We start from the raw sequence: 13984 nt of genomic DNA on the forward strand, positions 1-13984 counted from the left end.
CTCCCAATTACGACTGCAGCTTATCAGACAGGCGGTTTAATTTACCGCGGACGGATCCATCTATCACCAGATCCCCTGCCTTGATAATAATACCGGCGATAAGCTCGGCATCGACGCTGCAATTCAGCTTAACTTTGCGTGCGAGACGTTTCTCTAAAGAAACACTGATCTGCTGTTGCTGCTCAGAGCTAAGCTCAGTAGCAGAGACCACGTTGGCTTCGATTTCCTTAGCCCATTCGTGGCGAAACTCAGCATAGAGCTGAGATACAGCAGACAGTACCTCCAAGCGACCGTTTTCAGCCATTACCTTGATCAGATTTTGACCGTGCTCATCAATTTGCTCGCCACAGATATTGATAAAGAGTGCAGCTAGCTTATTGCTGGACATAGATCCAGCCAGCAGTGGCTTCATGGATTCGTTTTCACTCACCATTGCCGCGAAATCGAGCATTTCTGCCCAGTTTTCTACTGCTTGATGTTCAACAGCAAAGTCAAAAGCTGCCTTAGCGTAAGGGCGAGCAATGGTGGTTAACTCAGCCATAACTCAACTCCCTTATCAAATTTCAGCAACTAGTTTATTAACTATGTCGCTTTGGGCGGCTTCATCAATCGAACGCTCGAGGATCTTCTCTGCACCAGTGATGGCAAGAGTCGCAACCTGCTTACGCAGTTCCTCTTTCACGCGATTACGTTCAGCTTCAATTTCTGCTTTACCCTGAGCAATGATTTTCGCACGCTCAGCGTCTGCTTCAGCTTTGGCTTCATCAATAATCTGAGCCTTGCGCTTGTTGGCAGACTCAATGATTTCGTTGGCTGTAGCCTTGGCGTCTTTCAGTTGGTCAGTCGCTTTCGCTTGAGCCAACTCCAGGTCTTTTGCTGCACGGTCAGCGTCAGCAAGACCATCAGCAATCCTTTTCTGGCGCGCTTCGATGGCATTCATCAAAGGGGGCCATACAAACTTCATGCAGAACCACACGAAGATAATAAAGGCGACCGTCTGACCGATTAGGGTAGCGTTGATATTCACAACAGCCTCCTATTTAGAGTTAAGACAGAAGCGTTTATTACAGCATTGCACCCAGTGGGTTAGTAAACAGCATGTAAAGTGCAATACCTACACCGATCATGGTCACGGCATCGAGCAGACCCGCTACAATGAACATCTTAACTTGCAGCATAGGGGCCATTTCTGGCTGACGCGCAGCGCCTTCCAGGAACTTACCACCCAAAAGGCCGAAACCGATAGCGGTACCCAGTGCACCCAAACCAATGAGCAGAGCAACAGCAATTGCAGTAAAGCCCAGAATCGTTTCCATCTGTATCTCCAGTATCTAAATCTGTGTTGGTTGATGATTTAGTTTAAAAAATTTCTTCAGCAGTCCTTAATGATCTTCATGAGCCATGCTTAGGTAAACGATAGTCAGCATCATGAAAATAAACGCTTGCAGCGTGATAACCAGAATATGGAAGATCAGCCAGCCCAGTTGCAGAGTCACACCCAGAGCAGCAATCGCCAAGTTGGTACCATACATCAGCGCAATAAGGATGAAGATCAACTCACCTGCATACAAGTTACCAAAAAGACGTAGCCCCAATGAAATAGGTTTAGCTATCAAGGTAACAGTTTCGAGCAGGAAGTTGACGGGTATCATTGCCCAATGGTTGAAGGGCTGTAGCGTCAGTTCTTTCGCAAATCCTGACACACCTTTGACCTTGATGCTGTAGTAAATAATCAGCACAAACACGCCCAACGCGAGGCTGAAAGTGATGTTAAGGTCAGTAGTCGGTACTATCTTCAGATAAGGCACACCAGCCAAAGCGGCAGTATGTGGTATCCAGTCAACTGGCACCATATCCATGAGGTTCATCATGAATACCCACATAAAAATAGTCAGAGCAAGAGGTGCAATCAAAGCATTGCGACCGTGGAATGTATCTTTAACGCTGTTGTCGACAAACTCGACGATCATTTCGATAAAGCATTGAAGCTTACCGGGAACGCCAGAGGTTGCTTTTTTACCAACGCTGCGGAACAACCACAGAAACAGCACGCCAAGACCAACCGAAAAGAGCAATGAATCAATGTGCCATGTCCAGAAACCTTCACCAACGGTAAGGTTGGTAAGGTGATGCTGGATATAGCCCTGCGGTGTTAATGTTTCACCAGGTGCAGCCATGATTCATCCCACTTAACTTTGCTTGAAGTACAAAGGAGCTGCCCAATGCACAATCAACGCCAGTACATAGCAAATAAAAAGGGGCATGAATGCGACCTTTAAATTGATAAATACCAGCGAAAACAACGCTATTGTCAACAGCAACTTTACCGCTTCCCCCCAGTAAAAGCCTTTGAGAACCTTACCGGCAGAGCTTGCTCCCATATGGGAAAAAGCCAGGGTAGCGAATACAAAATTAGGGAGCACAGCTATGGCAGTTCCTGCCAGAGCAGAATAGCCAAACTGGGCTCCCCACACGGCAAAGAAGATAATTGAAGCACCCCCAGCTATCGCCGCCTGCATCATCACCAATTTATAGGCTGACCAACGGCCACGACGCGCTAAAACCTTACTCAATTATTCTTCTCCGCATTCCTACTTTTTGTTTCGATGACCGGACTACAAATATCCGTATAGAGTCGAGGTACAAAAAGCTTGCGAAAGTATACCTTTTCAAGTCTTGTTTGCAACTTTGAGATAAGTAAAAACCTCACCTTTTAACGTGATACAGCCCCAAATTCGCATAAATGCAATATTAACAAACGTCACAAATTTACACTAAATAGCGTTAACGACGTTTTTTTAATGGATTTTGGCAAGAATGCCGTCTAATTCAGCCAGATTTTGATAGTTAATTACAATTTTTCCCTTTCCCTTACTACCGTGGGAAATGGAAACTTTTGCACCTAACCTTTCAATTAACTGACTCTCCAGACGAGCAACATCGGTATCTTTTACAGGCTTTTCGGCCTCTTTGGCAGGATTTAAGACTTTATTAACCAATCGTTCTGTTTCACGAACGGTCAATTCCTTCGCTACCACCAATCGAGCAACAGAAGTTTGCTCCTCACCTTGCAAGGCAAGCAAGGCTCGGGCATGACCCATCTCAATATCACCGTACTCCAGTAACCGCTTTACCGGTTCATTCAATCCATTGAGTCGCAGCAAGTTCGAAACGGTAGCCCGTGATTTTCCCACAGCATCAGCTATTTGTTGGTGAGTAAGATCAAATTCTTCGATCAAACGGTTAAGCGCAATAGCCTCTTCCATGGCATTGAGATCTTCCCGCTGAATGTTTTCTATCAGGGCGATAGCCACAGCAGCCTCATCGGCAACCTGCTTAACTATACAGGGCACCTTGTCCAACTTGGCCAGCTGCGCCGCACGCCAGCGACGTTCACCGGCGATTATTTCATATTTGTCATCACTGATCTTACGCACCACTATGGGCTGAATAACGCCCTGAGCCTTGATAGATTCAGCCAGCTCTTCCAGCGCCTCCGGCGACATATCTTTACGGGGTTGATACTTACCGGGCTGCAGCAGATCCACATCCAAAGTCAGCAGGGTTTCGCCGGCATCAACCTTGGATTGCTCGGCATCATCACGCTTCTTACTCGCCGCATGGCTGGTACTCAAAAGTGCGTCCAGGCCCTTGCCCAGACCCCGTTTCTTCAGTGTCATGCTCATTCCTTTATGCCTGTTTCGCTTGCTGATTCTGCTCTGAGCGACGAATTATTTCGCCGGCTAAAGCCAGATAGGCCTTGGCCCCAGCGCTACTCTTGTCATAGTACATAGCCGGAGCGCCAAAACTCGGCGCTTCGGCCAAGCGAATATTTCTTGGGATCACAGTGCGGTAAACCTTGTCACCGAAATGCTGTTTCAACTGATCGGAAACATCGTTGGCCAGACGGTTGCGGGGATCGTACATAGTTCTGAGTATTCCCTCGATCCCGAGCTTGGGGTTAACCATGGCCGCCAATTTGGAAATGGTATCCATCAGGGCGGTCAAGCCTTCCAGGGCATAATACTCACACTGCATGGGAACCAATACTGAGTCGGCCGCCGACATGGCGTTCACTGTTAACATATTCAGCGAAGGAGGGCAGTCGATAAAGATAAAGTCGTACTCATCCTGCACCTTTGCCAAGGCGTTGCGCAGGCGAATCTCCCTGGCAAAGAACTCCATCAATTTGATTTCGGCGGCTGTCACATCACCATTGGCGGCAATGAGATCGTATTTTCCGGCAGTGTTACGCACGACGACTTCGTCAAAACTCTTTTCTTCCACCAGCAACTCATAGGCGGTGTTTTCAACTTCGTATTTGTCGACGCCACTCCCCATGGTGGCATTGCCCTGGGGATCCAGATCGATCAATAGCACCCGCCGCTTAGTTGCCGCCAAAGAGGCAGCCAAATTAACACAAGTTGTTGTTTTTCCAACGCCACCTTTCTGGTTGGCTACGGCAATAATTCTCGCCACACTGTCACCTTGTCTGTCAATTTTGTTATTGATGCCCGGTTCCGTTTGCATCAAGTTGCTTGATACGCCAGCCAATTGCAAGGCATTCAAACCTGGGGAGCTATGATCAGCAGATGTCTCTGTTCATCCAATTTTGGAACCTTGAGTTCAATGGATTCCCTGATGCTGTACCCCTCAGGGATCCCGGTTAACTCATCAGGGTTCAGTTGCCCTTTAAGGGCATAGAATACTCCATTTTGCGCCGGCAAATGCTGACACCAGCTTAACATGTCTGCCACTGAGGCAAAGGCACGGCTTAGCACACCGTCAAACCCTTGCGGATCCTGAAAGGCTTCCACCCGGCTCTCAACCGACTGTATATTTTTCAATTTGAGTTCAATCTGAACCTGTTTTTGAAAACGGATCCGCTTACCCAAGCTATCGAGCAATACAAATTCTTTATCCGGATTCAAAATCGCCAGCGGGATGCCGGGCAACCCAGGTCCTGTGCCCACGTCGATAAAACGCTGTCCCTTGATATGAGGAGAGACGACCAGGCTATCCATTATATGACGGATGAGCATCTGCTCAGGTTCGCGCACCGAGGTCAGGTTATAGGCCTTGTTCCATTTGTTGAGCATGGCGACAAATCCCAGCAACTGTAGCTGCTGTTCATCCGATGCATTGAGGCCTGTCTCAGCCAGATATGTTTTTAACTGTGCTGCAAGCACGGGTATTCTCCCCAGAAAAATACTGCGGGGCTATTATGCGGCCCCAAAACGGCCAAGGGAAGCATCTACAGCTTCCCCGGCTCTGGAATGGTTTACTGTATCAGGCCGTGCGGCGCAGTAATCCCCGTTTTTTCAGATGTACCAGCAAAATGGAGATGGCCGCAGGTGTCACACCGGAAATCCTGGAAGCCTGGCCTATGGTCTCTGGTTTATGGGCATTGAGCTTGGCGATCACTTCGTTGGATAAGCCTGGCACTTCGTTGTAATCGAGCTCCAGCGGCAGGCCGGTATTTTCGTTGCGCTGTGCTTTGGCGATCTCTTCCTGTTGGCGCTGAATATAACCGGCATATTTAACCTGGATCTGCACCTGTTCAGCCGCTTGACGATCCTCTAGCCCCGGCCCAAAACCTTCAATCCCCATAAGCTTGTCATAGTCCAACTCAGGACGACGCAGCAGCTCTTCAAACGAAGCTTCGCGAGATATTGGCGTATTGAGATGCGGATTCAGCGCTTCAACCAAAGGTGAATTCACATGGATCCATTGACTGCGCAGGCGTTGCAGTTCAGATTCAATAGCTTCAACTTTGGCCGAGAACTTGGCCCAGCGCTGATCGTCAACCAAACCCAGCTCACGGCCTTTCTCGGTCAGACGCAGATCGGCATTGTCTTCACGCAGCAGCAAGCGGTATTCGGCACGACTGGTGAACATGCGATAGGGCTCCTTGGTGCCCAAAGTCGATAGATCATCCACCAGTACGCCAAGATAAGCCTGATCCCGTCTAGGTGCCCAGGCGTCTTTACCTTGCACCTGTAAGGCCGCGTTCATACCGGCCAACAGGCCTTGAGCTCCTGCTTCTTCATAACCTGTGGTGCCGTTGATTTGACCGGCAAAGAACAACCCATTTATGGTTTTGGTTTCCAGCGAATTTTTCAGATCTCTGGGATCAAAGTAATCATATTCAATGGCATAGCCAGGGCGCATGATCTCAGCATTTTCCATCCCCTTGATCGAGCGGACCAAAGCAATTTGCACATCGAATGGCAAACTGGTTGAGATACCGTTGGGGTATAACTCATTGGTATTGAGTCCCTCAGGTTCAATAAAGATCTGATGCGAACTCTTATCGGCAAAGCGATGGATCTTGTCTTCAATAGATGGACAGTACCTAGGGCCTATCCCTTCTATAACCCCTGAATACATGGGGCTTCTGTCCAAACCGCCACGAATTATCTCGTGAGTTTTTTCATTGGTATGGGTGATATAGCAAGAGATCTGCTGTGGATGCTGACTCACATCACCGATAAAAGACATCACAGGAAGAGGATTATCTCCCTGCTGTTCAGTCATCTGCTCGAAGTCGACGCTGCGAGCATCGATACGAGGCGGCGTCCCCGTCTTGAGGCGGCCAACCCGAATTGGTAATTCTCTGAGTCTGTGGGCCAGCGCGATCGCAGGAGGATCACCGGCACGACCACCACTGTAGTTTTCCAATCCGATATGGATCTTACCTCCCAGGAAAGTTCCTGCCGTCAACACCACAGCAGGAGCTTCAAAGGCTAGTCCCATTTGGGTGACAACCCCAATAACTCTGTTGTTTTCAACAACCAGATCGTCAACAGCTTGTTGAAAGATCCTTAGGTTGGGCTGGTTTTGCAATATTTTTTGGATCTTTTGTCGATACAAGGAACGATCTGCTTGGGCTCTGGTAGCTCTTACCGCTGGACCCTTACTTGAATTCAGGGTTCTGAACTGGATCCCGGCATAATCAGTTGCTGTTGCCATGGCGCCACCCAAAGCATCTATCTCTTTAACCAAGTGCCCTTTACCTATTCCCCCTATAGCCGGGTTACAGGACATCTGACCCAAAGTGTCAATATTGTGGGTCAAGAGCAGAGTATTTACTCCCATTCTGGCAGCTGCCAATGCGGCTTCAGTTCCGGCATGACCACCACCTACAACAATTACATCAAACCGTTCATGAAAACGCATAGATTTACCTTTGGCTGAGCAAGGGAAGAAAAAGGAATTTCAGCCGATCATTTTAGCACCTGTAAGGATTCAGGTGAATGCTCTATTTCATGCAGATGGATCGCAAGGGATCTGCCTTATAGATCTTAAGATCTTTATATAGATCTTCTTACTATGTTTACTATTAGGATCGGGGTTTTCTGTGGGTAACAATATTAAATGTTTTAAAACATATAGTTAGGCTTAACTCAACCTGTGATCTCTTGGCGATCTATCTCCATTAAAGCTGGGGATAGATCGCGATCTTATCCACAAGGGGGATCTTGCCTGCATTCAGGATCCGATTCATGCAAAGATTGATCAGATCAAAATAAAGTATTATCCACAGAGTTATCTTTTTTTTAGCTAATCTGTGGGTAAGTTAGGTCTAAATTGTGAGTACTTGATGCTTTATTCAGTTGCAAATCTGTTTTAGAGCTTGCCTAACCAGCTATCGAGCCATGCCAGTGCTGGATCTTCCGGTACGGGATCGTACTGAACATCGATCTGGATCTTATCCACATAGGATTGGGCGCCAAGGGCGCTCAGTTGTTGCAACAGCTTTTCCGGGCCTTGACAGAAAGTATCGTAACTCGAGTCGCCGATCGCGCATAAAGCGAACCGACACTCTTGCAGGGGAAGGTTTGATTGAAGTAATTCCTGATAAAAAGGCTGCAAATTATCCGGAAGATCGCCGGCTCCATGGGTAGAGGAAACGATCAACCAAAGGGCTTTGGGATCCAGTTGCTCCAATTTTGGGGTTAGGTACAGGCTTGTCTGATGGCCGTTTTGTTCAAGCTTATTGATGAGTTCTTCGGCGACATATTCGGCTCCTCCTAAGGTGGTTCCGACCAATACTTCGACTTTCGCCATGATAATCCTCTCTGTATGTAGCGCCTGGCGCCTTGATTTTATAAGCCCATATTAATCCAATTTGCGGTGACAGACAGCCTTGGGTAACCTGAGTTTGAGTACTATTACATTGATCCTGTTGTAGGCTCTTTCTGCGCTTGAGGCTGATATGAAACTGAAGTGGTTGCTGATCCTACCGTTGCTTTCTTTGCTGGTGATACTCGGGGGATGGCATTGGTTGTTTACTGTACCGGCAAATGTTCAACTGCAATCTGATAGGGGTGATACCAATACCGGCGCGGCTTGTATCCAAACGCCAAGGGCAAAGGCGCTGGATAATAATGGCGAGTTTGGTGTGTTGACCTGGAATATTCAGAAACAGCAAAATGGCTTATGGCGTTCTCGTCTTAATGATTTTGCAACAGGCAGGCAATTGGTGCTATTGCAGGAAGCCAGTCTTGATCCCGGCATGTATCTCTATTTGAGTGCCGCGCAGTGGTTTTGGCGTTTCGCCAATGCTTTCAGTGTATTGGATACTCCGGCCGGAGTGATGAATCTGTCGAGCAGTGCTCCCTTGAGCAGTTGCGGCTACCGTACTCTTGAGCCCTGGCTGCGGTTGCCCAAGACGGCCTTGGTCGCTAAATATCCTTTGTCTGATGGCTCATTATTGACTGTGGTCAATGTCCATGGAATTAACTTCAGTGTCGGTATTGAGGAATATCGGCAGCAACTCAAGTCTTTGACCGAAGCCCTTGCCGAGGAAAGAGTCATGGGGCCTATTATTTTGGCGGGCGATTTCAATACCTGGAGTGAGGAACGCAGTATGCTGCTGGCAGACTTCGCTTCTTCTTTGGGTTTGAATGAGGCTCATTTTGGCGAGGATAACAGGGTGAGAGTTCTGGGGTATCCTTTGGATCATCTCTTTTATCGAGGATTGAAACCCAAAGAGCTGTATGTGCCGGAAACAGATGTGTCGGATCACAATCCTATGGTCGCCAGCTTTGTGATTGCCGAGCGCTAGGCCTTAGGTCACTCATGTTTCCCGGCTCCCGGGCCCATTTCTGACCTTCCCCCCTGAGCAAACCATGCAGCATCAGATACCCATAGCGAGGATATTGCGTCGCCAGCGCCTTCAGTCGCTGTCTGAGCCCATTGTCTGACTTTGTCCTGGATTGATAGTGATATGCAGTCCGGCTAAGCCCTGCCAGCTGACAGGCTACTCGCTCACTGAGGCTGAATCCCTCAATCAGGTGTTGAACAACAGGCTTTTTGGCCGCTGGCGTTACCACTTTTTTGACAGCACATCCTTCATTGCTTCGACTTCCAGCATCTTGTCGGCCAACATCTTTTTGAGCTTGTTGTTCTCCGCTTCCAACTCCCTCAGCCGCTTCGCTTCGTTCACTTCCAGCCCGGCATACTTGCTGCGCCAGTTATAGAAAGTGCCCGTGGATATGCCCATTTCACGGCAAATGTCATCGACTTTTGCCCCTGCCTCATGCTGTTTGATGGCCTTGATGATTTGTTCTTCGGTGTAACGTTTCTTCATGTTGAGATCTCCATTGGCTCTAGTGTATTGGAAATCTCATCAATGTCATGGTCTTAAATTCGGGGGAAAGGTCAAGATAAACCTGTGACTCTATGAAAATATGAAGAAATGACATCATGCGTTACATGTCACATTTTGCATCTGTGAAATGTAACGAGGTGCATTGGATAGCGGCAGCCTTTTTGTGATGTGAAAACCTCCGATAATAAATTGTTCAGCAATTCCCTGAAGCATAAGCAATCATGGTATCAATAGGGTTTTCTCCGTGATAAAAGACGCGTAAAGCGAATCCTTCACCTAAACAAGCCTGTTTTGTATTTTTTCCGAAAACAATTGCCCGGCCGTTATATCTCCAAAGATACTTATTTTGTTGTTTTAGTTTTGCTGTCTCTTTGGTATCTGCAAGTCTCATTGGGATACCAATGCTATTGCAGATTTCCATTAGCCTTGGTATATGAATTGCCAACGAAATATATTTTCTTCCAAATAACAAATCAAATTTTAAATCATCAGGGATTGGTAAATTATATATTGTTAAGCCTAAAGGGTCCATCATGCAATTAATTAAAGATGTTCTAGGGCAATCTGTGGTTGCCCCCATTCCTGAAAACCATGCTTCAAATGCTATTTGGCCAGGGATTTTAAAATGTCTAGATTTATAACACCCAATATATAAACAATCTTGAATGACATCTATTGCATAACCCTTTGACTCGCTTTTTTCACTCCCGAATTCAGATAATAAGTGCACCACTCATGGTTAAACGGTGAGGAGAGATCAACTGCCTGTTGGTGATACTCTGTAGTCGCCAAACAAACATGAGTAGTTACCATGAATTACAAGCAGTTGATCGAGGGACAACGATACCAGATTGAGGCCTATTTACGCGAGGGTTTCAGTTATCGGGAGATAGGAAAACGTCTGAAAGTCAGCCACAGCACAATCAGCCGGGAAGTAAATCGCAATCGAATTCGGGATAACCATTACTTGCCGGAAGTCGCTCAGGCGAAGGCACTAAAACGCCGTTGTCAGTCCGCGAAGTCTAGAATATCTGGACTGACCATCACCTTTGTTGAGTTCGGTCTCAATGAGAAATGGAGTCCGGAACAAATAGCCGGTGTCGGTAAAATCATCGGATATAACGTCAGTCACGAGTGGATTTATGGCTATGTCCAGCGTGATAAATTATGCGGCGGCAAGTTGTACAAACAGCTCCGCCAGAGTCACCGAAGATACCGTAAAGGTAACCGTGCGAAGCGTGTGATTATCCCGAATCGCGTAGGCATAGAGCATCGTCCCGCTATCGTGAACAAGAAAAAGCGGTTCGGAGACTGGGAAGCTGACACGGTTCTGGGCAAGCAAGGTACGGGCGCGATTGTCAGCCTGGTTGAGCGAAAAAGTAAGCTGTACCTGATACGCAAAGTGCCAGCGAAAAGCGCAGCCGATGTGGCCCGGGCCATGGTTGGTATGCTGTGGAAATATCGAGGTTATGTTCGAACTATCACTGCGGACAACGGCAGCGAGTTCTGTGACCACGAACAGGTCGCAGAAAAGCTTAAAACGGATGTTTACTTCGCTAACCCTTATTCGTCTTGGGAACGCGGACTGAATGAAAACTTCAACGGTTTGCTGCGGCAATACATACGGAAAGGCACCGATTTGCGGACGGTAACTGATAAGCAAATTAGTGAGATTGAACGGGCATTAAATGCCAGACCGAGAAAGTGCCTCGGCTTCAGGCAACCTATTGCGGTATTCAATGAATTACGCAAGGCAGCCTAATTTAGCGAGTGGTGCACTTCGGAGTTGAATTCGCGCTCAACTCAATAATTGAACTATACCAATTTTCAACTAAAGTTGGCAATTCATGGATTTTAACTTGTTCTCCTGTATATGCATCGTTCCCTTCATTGTTTAATAAAGTTTCTTTTACTGATAACATACGTTGCTTTTGGCGAATAACTCTCTGAACTTGCTTTTGAAAATCATCGGATTTGTTTGGAAGGAGTCTAGGTACATCCTGAGCATCAACCAACGTTGGCATATCTTTTAGGATATCTAGTATATGTCGGTTTGTTTCGCCATCTTTTACTTCATAGATATTAGTTCGACCATGCGTTGTGACATGATAAATATCACCAATTTGGATGAAACTAGTTAGGTCTGATATTAGTGCAATAGAATCAGGATCATTTTCATGGCATTGCTCTACAATAGAAATAACTGATTCAATATTGGCTTCTTGAAGTATAGGAGGTTTTTGCGCCATGAAAAAACGTTTTGCATAAGCAAGCTCATGCTTAAATAATTGCCAACCTATCGCATCAGAAATTCCAATATATGAGAAGCGTCGAGCATCGCTAACTTCATACCTGTCACCATCAGAAAGAAGACTGCAGATTATTTTTCCTTGAGCAATCCGCATTCCCTGATGAGTTAAACTAATGAATTCATCAATGGTATCTTGTGTTGGCCTGTCTCCTTCTACGAGTTTAAACTTTGGCCACACAGGCTCAGAGTGCTTACAAGAAAATTGATACAAATCGTATAACTCAGCCTCCAATATAGCCGGCAACACTTGTGGAATAAGCTTATTAAGTGAAGGGGTTTTACTTCTTTTTTTTGGCATGCCGGTTAATTTTCCTATAACTGATACTAAATACTAACCCTAAGTCAACCTAATGAATAATGCCGTAATGGAATAAGCACAGATAAACGTACACTGGTGTCAATACTTGTTGATGTAATTGACACCTCAACTTTTAGCTACTATGCCTTAAGGTGTCATTCGACATCAACTACTGATCATTGACTAAGGAAGGACGCTATATGTCTGTAAAGCATACCCCAACAGGAGTGGTACACAGCGGTACGAAAGGCGGCAATACTGGCTGCGGCACTGATACCAAGAAAAATTCTGACCATTGGGTTAATTCCCATGAGAAAATCACTTGCGATAAGAATGGCTGTAAAAACTAACTTTCATATGTAATTGATGAAGGGCACCGTTGATGTGCCCTTTTATTTTGATTTCGAACAGACCTGCATGATTGGAAGAGGAAATTGTTTTAGCCTGATTGTTCTTCAAAAATATCCGGAAAGGTTCGCATGGCCGTAGTGCGGCGGGTTTCCAGGATATCTGCGTAGATTTCTGTCGTTCGCAGTTCGCTATGGCCAAGCAGTCTGGATAGTGAATAGATGTCCAGGCCACGGGCAAGCTGGTTTACTGCAAAGGTGTGACGGCCTGCATGAAAAGTAACGTGTTTGGTGATTCCTGCACGTATGGCCCACTGCACCAAAGCTACGTTGCTGTAGCTATTGTTTAAACACTCGTTCTGTAGGTTTACCTCTCATATCCAAGTTGAGAAGACGCACGGCGGAATCCGGCAGGTCCAGGTATTGCAGGCCATTTCCAGAGTTTTTGAGTTTTTTCTGGGAAAAGATGATCCTGTAATGGCCTTGGGCAAACACCTCTATTTCTCCCCATACCAGCTTATGAATGTCTGACCAACGCAATCCTGTGGTGCATGAGAACAGGAACGCTCTCCGTAACAAATCGTAGCGGCATTCTGCCTTGGTAAGAGCCTTTACCTCATCCAGGGTGAGATAGGTGCGCTGTGTCCTTTCTGCTTTGATGGATTTGACTTGTTCGGCCGGGTTATCCCTGATGATGCGATCTCGTTGCGCTTGATTAAGTGTTGCTCGGATTTTGTTGAAGTAACTGCAGGCCGTATTTCTGGAGATATTTTCGTCGGATTTTGTCATAGCCTCGTGCTGTAGGTAGTGACGAAAACCTTCCAGAAAGTACTTATCAACCTGCTCAAAGTTGAGCTCAGCGTGGCCGTAGTATCTATGCAGATGGATGCCCGCCGAGACCCAGATAGAGTAATTAGATTTGCTTCCAGAGGCTTTACTGGCCGTGAGTTGATCGAAGTAGTCAAAGAAGCTGGCATTGAGTTTGGTTCGGTCATTCAAGCCATGTTTGGCCGATTCCATTTCCAGCAGACGTTTGGCACGAATGGCCTCTGCTTTTTGCAGTGTGATCTTGTTGTGCTCGCGCTCAGCTACGTTCTTTGGCTTGTTGTAGAGTGGTTCATAAGAGCGCTTTTGGGCCCTTGAACCGTCTTCCGAGGTCTTAGAGCCGTAATAGTAAACCAGCCTGATAGGACGCAGGCCATTCTTATCCGGTTCTCGCTTTTGTAAATTGATTTTCATAGGTTTTTCTCATCTTGTGCTCCGCATGTGCTCCAGAATTTATCTTTGGAGCACATACGGAGCAAGAATCGACAAAACCCTTCAAATCGCTTCTCACTGAGTAAAACAAAATTATTTTAAAATCATAATGTTGTTTTGATTTCGTTTGATGCGTTTTACTATTTTACTTCCCG

Annotated in this window: 14 protein-coding genes and 2 pseudogenes; 2 read left to right on the forward strand and 14 right to left on the reverse strand. The window is 46.5% G+C overall.

Going from position 1 to position 13984, the window contains the following annotated elements:
* Positions 1-7: 7 nt before the first annotated feature.
* The 10 genes from atpH to mioC all read right to left on the reverse strand — a co-directional run bounded on the left by atpH (position 8) and on the right by mioC (position 8070).
* On the reverse strand, positions 8-541 hold the full coding sequence (gene atpH, locus WKR14_RS20810) for a F0F1 ATP synthase subunit delta (RefSeq protein WP_039035951.1): 534 nt from the start codon (positions 539-541) through the stop codon (positions 8-10).
* Between the two features lie 15 nt (positions 542-556).
* On the reverse strand, positions 557-1027 hold the full coding sequence (gene atpF, locus WKR14_RS20815; protein WP_028780952.1) for a F0F1 ATP synthase subunit B: 471 nt from the start codon (positions 1025-1027) through the stop codon (positions 557-559).
* A 37-nt stretch (positions 1028-1064) separates the two neighbouring features.
* Entirely contained in the window at positions 1065-1316 is a 252-nt protein-coding gene (gene atpE, locus WKR14_RS20820; RefSeq protein ID WP_025011729.1) for a F0F1 ATP synthase subunit C, read from the reverse strand.
* 66 nt (positions 1317-1382) lie between these two features.
* Positions 1383-2177, reverse strand: coding sequence for a F0F1 ATP synthase subunit A (atpB, locus tag WKR14_RS20825; RefSeq protein WP_039035950.1), 795 nt, complete (start codon positions 2175-2177; stop codon positions 1383-1385).
* Positions 2178-2189: 12 nt separating this feature from the next.
* Positions 2190-2573: an ATP synthase subunit I gene (locus WKR14_RS20830; protein WP_101057236.1), complete on the reverse strand. Its 384-nt coding sequence runs from the start codon at positions 2571-2573 to the stop codon at positions 2190-2192.
* 225 nt (positions 2574-2798) lie between these two features.
* The gene (locus tag WKR14_RS20835; protein WP_039035948.1) at positions 2799-3680 is read right to left on the reverse strand and encodes a ParB/RepB/Spo0J family partition protein; all 882 of its coding nucleotides are present in this window, start codon (positions 3678-3680) and stop codon (positions 2799-2801) included.
* Positions 3681-3690: 10 nt separating this feature from the next.
* Positions 3691-4479 (reverse strand): ParA family protein, encoded by a 789-nt coding sequence (locus tag WKR14_RS20840; protein WP_039035962.1) that lies wholly within the window; start codon positions 4477-4479, stop codon positions 3691-3693.
* An 86-nt stretch (positions 4480-4565) separates the two neighbouring features.
* A complete protein-coding gene (gene rsmG / locus WKR14_RS20845) occupies positions 4566-5189 on the reverse strand; it encodes a 16S rRNA (guanine(527)-N(7))-methyltransferase RsmG (protein ID WP_101057234.1) in 624 nt (207 codons plus the stop codon).
* A gap of 100 nt (positions 5190-5289) precedes the next feature.
* The gene (mnmG, locus tag WKR14_RS20850; protein WP_335921788.1) at positions 5290-7179 is read right to left on the reverse strand and encodes a tRNA uridine-5-carboxymethylaminomethyl(34) synthesis enzyme MnmG; all 1890 of its coding nucleotides are present in this window, start codon (positions 7177-7179) and stop codon (positions 5290-5292) included.
* A gap of 450 nt (positions 7180-7629) precedes the next feature.
* A complete protein-coding gene (gene mioC, locus WKR14_RS20855; protein WP_101057230.1) occupies positions 7630-8070 on the reverse strand; it encodes an FMN-binding protein MioC in 441 nt (146 codons plus the stop codon).
* Between the two features lie 148 nt (positions 8071-8218).
* Here mioC and WKR14_RS20860 point away from each other — a divergent pair, with 148 nt between their 5' ends.
* Positions 8219-9070 carry an endonuclease/exonuclease/phosphatase family protein gene (locus tag WKR14_RS20860; protein WP_234556450.1) on the forward strand — a complete coding sequence of 284 codons (852 nt, stop codon included), beginning with the start codon at positions 8219-8221 and terminating at the stop codon, positions 9068-9070.
* 43 nt (positions 9071-9113) lie between these two features.
* Here the strand turns inward: WKR14_RS20860 and WKR14_RS20865 are convergent.
* Both WKR14_RS20865 and WKR14_RS20870 read right to left on the reverse strand, forming a co-directional pair.
* Positions 9114-9595 (reverse strand): annotated as a pseudogene (locus WKR14_RS20865) (transposase); the annotation flags it as partial.
* Positions 9596-9809: 214 nt separating this feature from the next.
* Entirely contained in the window at positions 9810-10346 is a 537-nt protein-coding gene (locus WKR14_RS20870) for a hypothetical protein (protein WP_339087139.1), read from the reverse strand.
* 81 nt (positions 10347-10427) lie between these two features.
* On the opposite strand from WKR14_RS20870, the gene WKR14_RS20875 reads away from it, so the two are divergent.
* Positions 10428-11378, forward strand: a complete 951-nt coding sequence (locus tag WKR14_RS20875; RefSeq protein ID WP_115389073.1) for an IS30 family transposase — start codon at positions 10428-10430, stop codon at positions 11376-11378.
* A gap of 1 nt (position 11379) precedes the next feature.
* Here WKR14_RS20875 and WKR14_RS20880 read toward each other — a convergent pair whose 3' ends face one another.
* Together WKR14_RS20880 and WKR14_RS20885 are read right to left on the reverse strand one after the other, a co-directional pair.
* Positions 11380-12225 (reverse strand): hypothetical protein, encoded by an 846-nt coding sequence (locus tag WKR14_RS20880; protein ID WP_339087141.1) that lies wholly within the window; start codon positions 12223-12225, stop codon positions 11380-11382.
* Positions 12226-12664: 439 nt separating this feature from the next.
* Positions 12665-13811, reverse strand: a pseudogene (locus WKR14_RS20885) (site-specific integrase).
* Positions 13812-13984 lie beyond the last annotated feature (173 nt).

Origin of the sequence: Shewanella chilikensis (assembly GCF_037953065.1) — a bacterium.
Taxonomy (GTDB): domain Bacteria; phylum Pseudomonadota; class Gammaproteobacteria; order Enterobacterales; family Shewanellaceae; genus Shewanella; species Shewanella chilikensis.

What these genes read in the sequence shown, in the direction of transcription:
- atpB (WP_039035950.1), bottom strand. Translation starts at nt 2,177, where the DNA reads ATGGCTGCACCTGGTGAAACATTAACACCGCAGGGCTATATCCAGCAT.
- atpE (WP_025011729.1), bottom strand. Translation starts at nt 1,316, where the DNA reads ATGGAAACGATTCTGGGCTTTACTGCAATTGCTGTTGCTCTGCTCATT.
- mnmG (WP_335921788.1), bottom strand. Translation starts at nt 7,179, where the DNA reads ATGCGTTTTCATGAACGGTTTGATGTAATTGTTGTAGGTGGTGGTCAT.
- mioC (WP_101057230.1), bottom strand. Translation starts at nt 8,070, where the DNA reads ATGGCGAAAGTCGAAGTATTGGTCGGAACCACCTTAGGAGGAGCCGAA.
- atpH (WP_039035951.1), bottom strand. Translation starts at nt 541, where the DNA reads ATGGCTGAGTTAACCACCATTGCTCGCCCTTACGCTAAGGCAGCTTTT.
- WKR14_RS20860 (WP_234556450.1), top strand. Translation starts at nt 8,219, where the DNA reads ATGAAACTGAAGTGGTTGCTGATCCTACCGTTGCTTTCTTTGCTGGTG.
- WKR14_RS20875 (WP_115389073.1), top strand. Translation starts at nt 10,428, where the DNA reads ATGAATTACAAGCAGTTGATCGAGGGACAACGATACCAGATTGAGGCC.
- WKR14_RS20880 (WP_339087141.1), bottom strand. Translation starts at nt 12,225, where the DNA reads ATGCCAAAAAAAAGAAGTAAAACCCCTTCACTTAATAAGCTTATTCCA.
- WKR14_RS20835 (WP_039035948.1), bottom strand. Translation starts at nt 3,680, where the DNA reads ATGACACTGAAGAAACGGGGTCTGGGCAAGGGCCTGGACGCACTTTTG.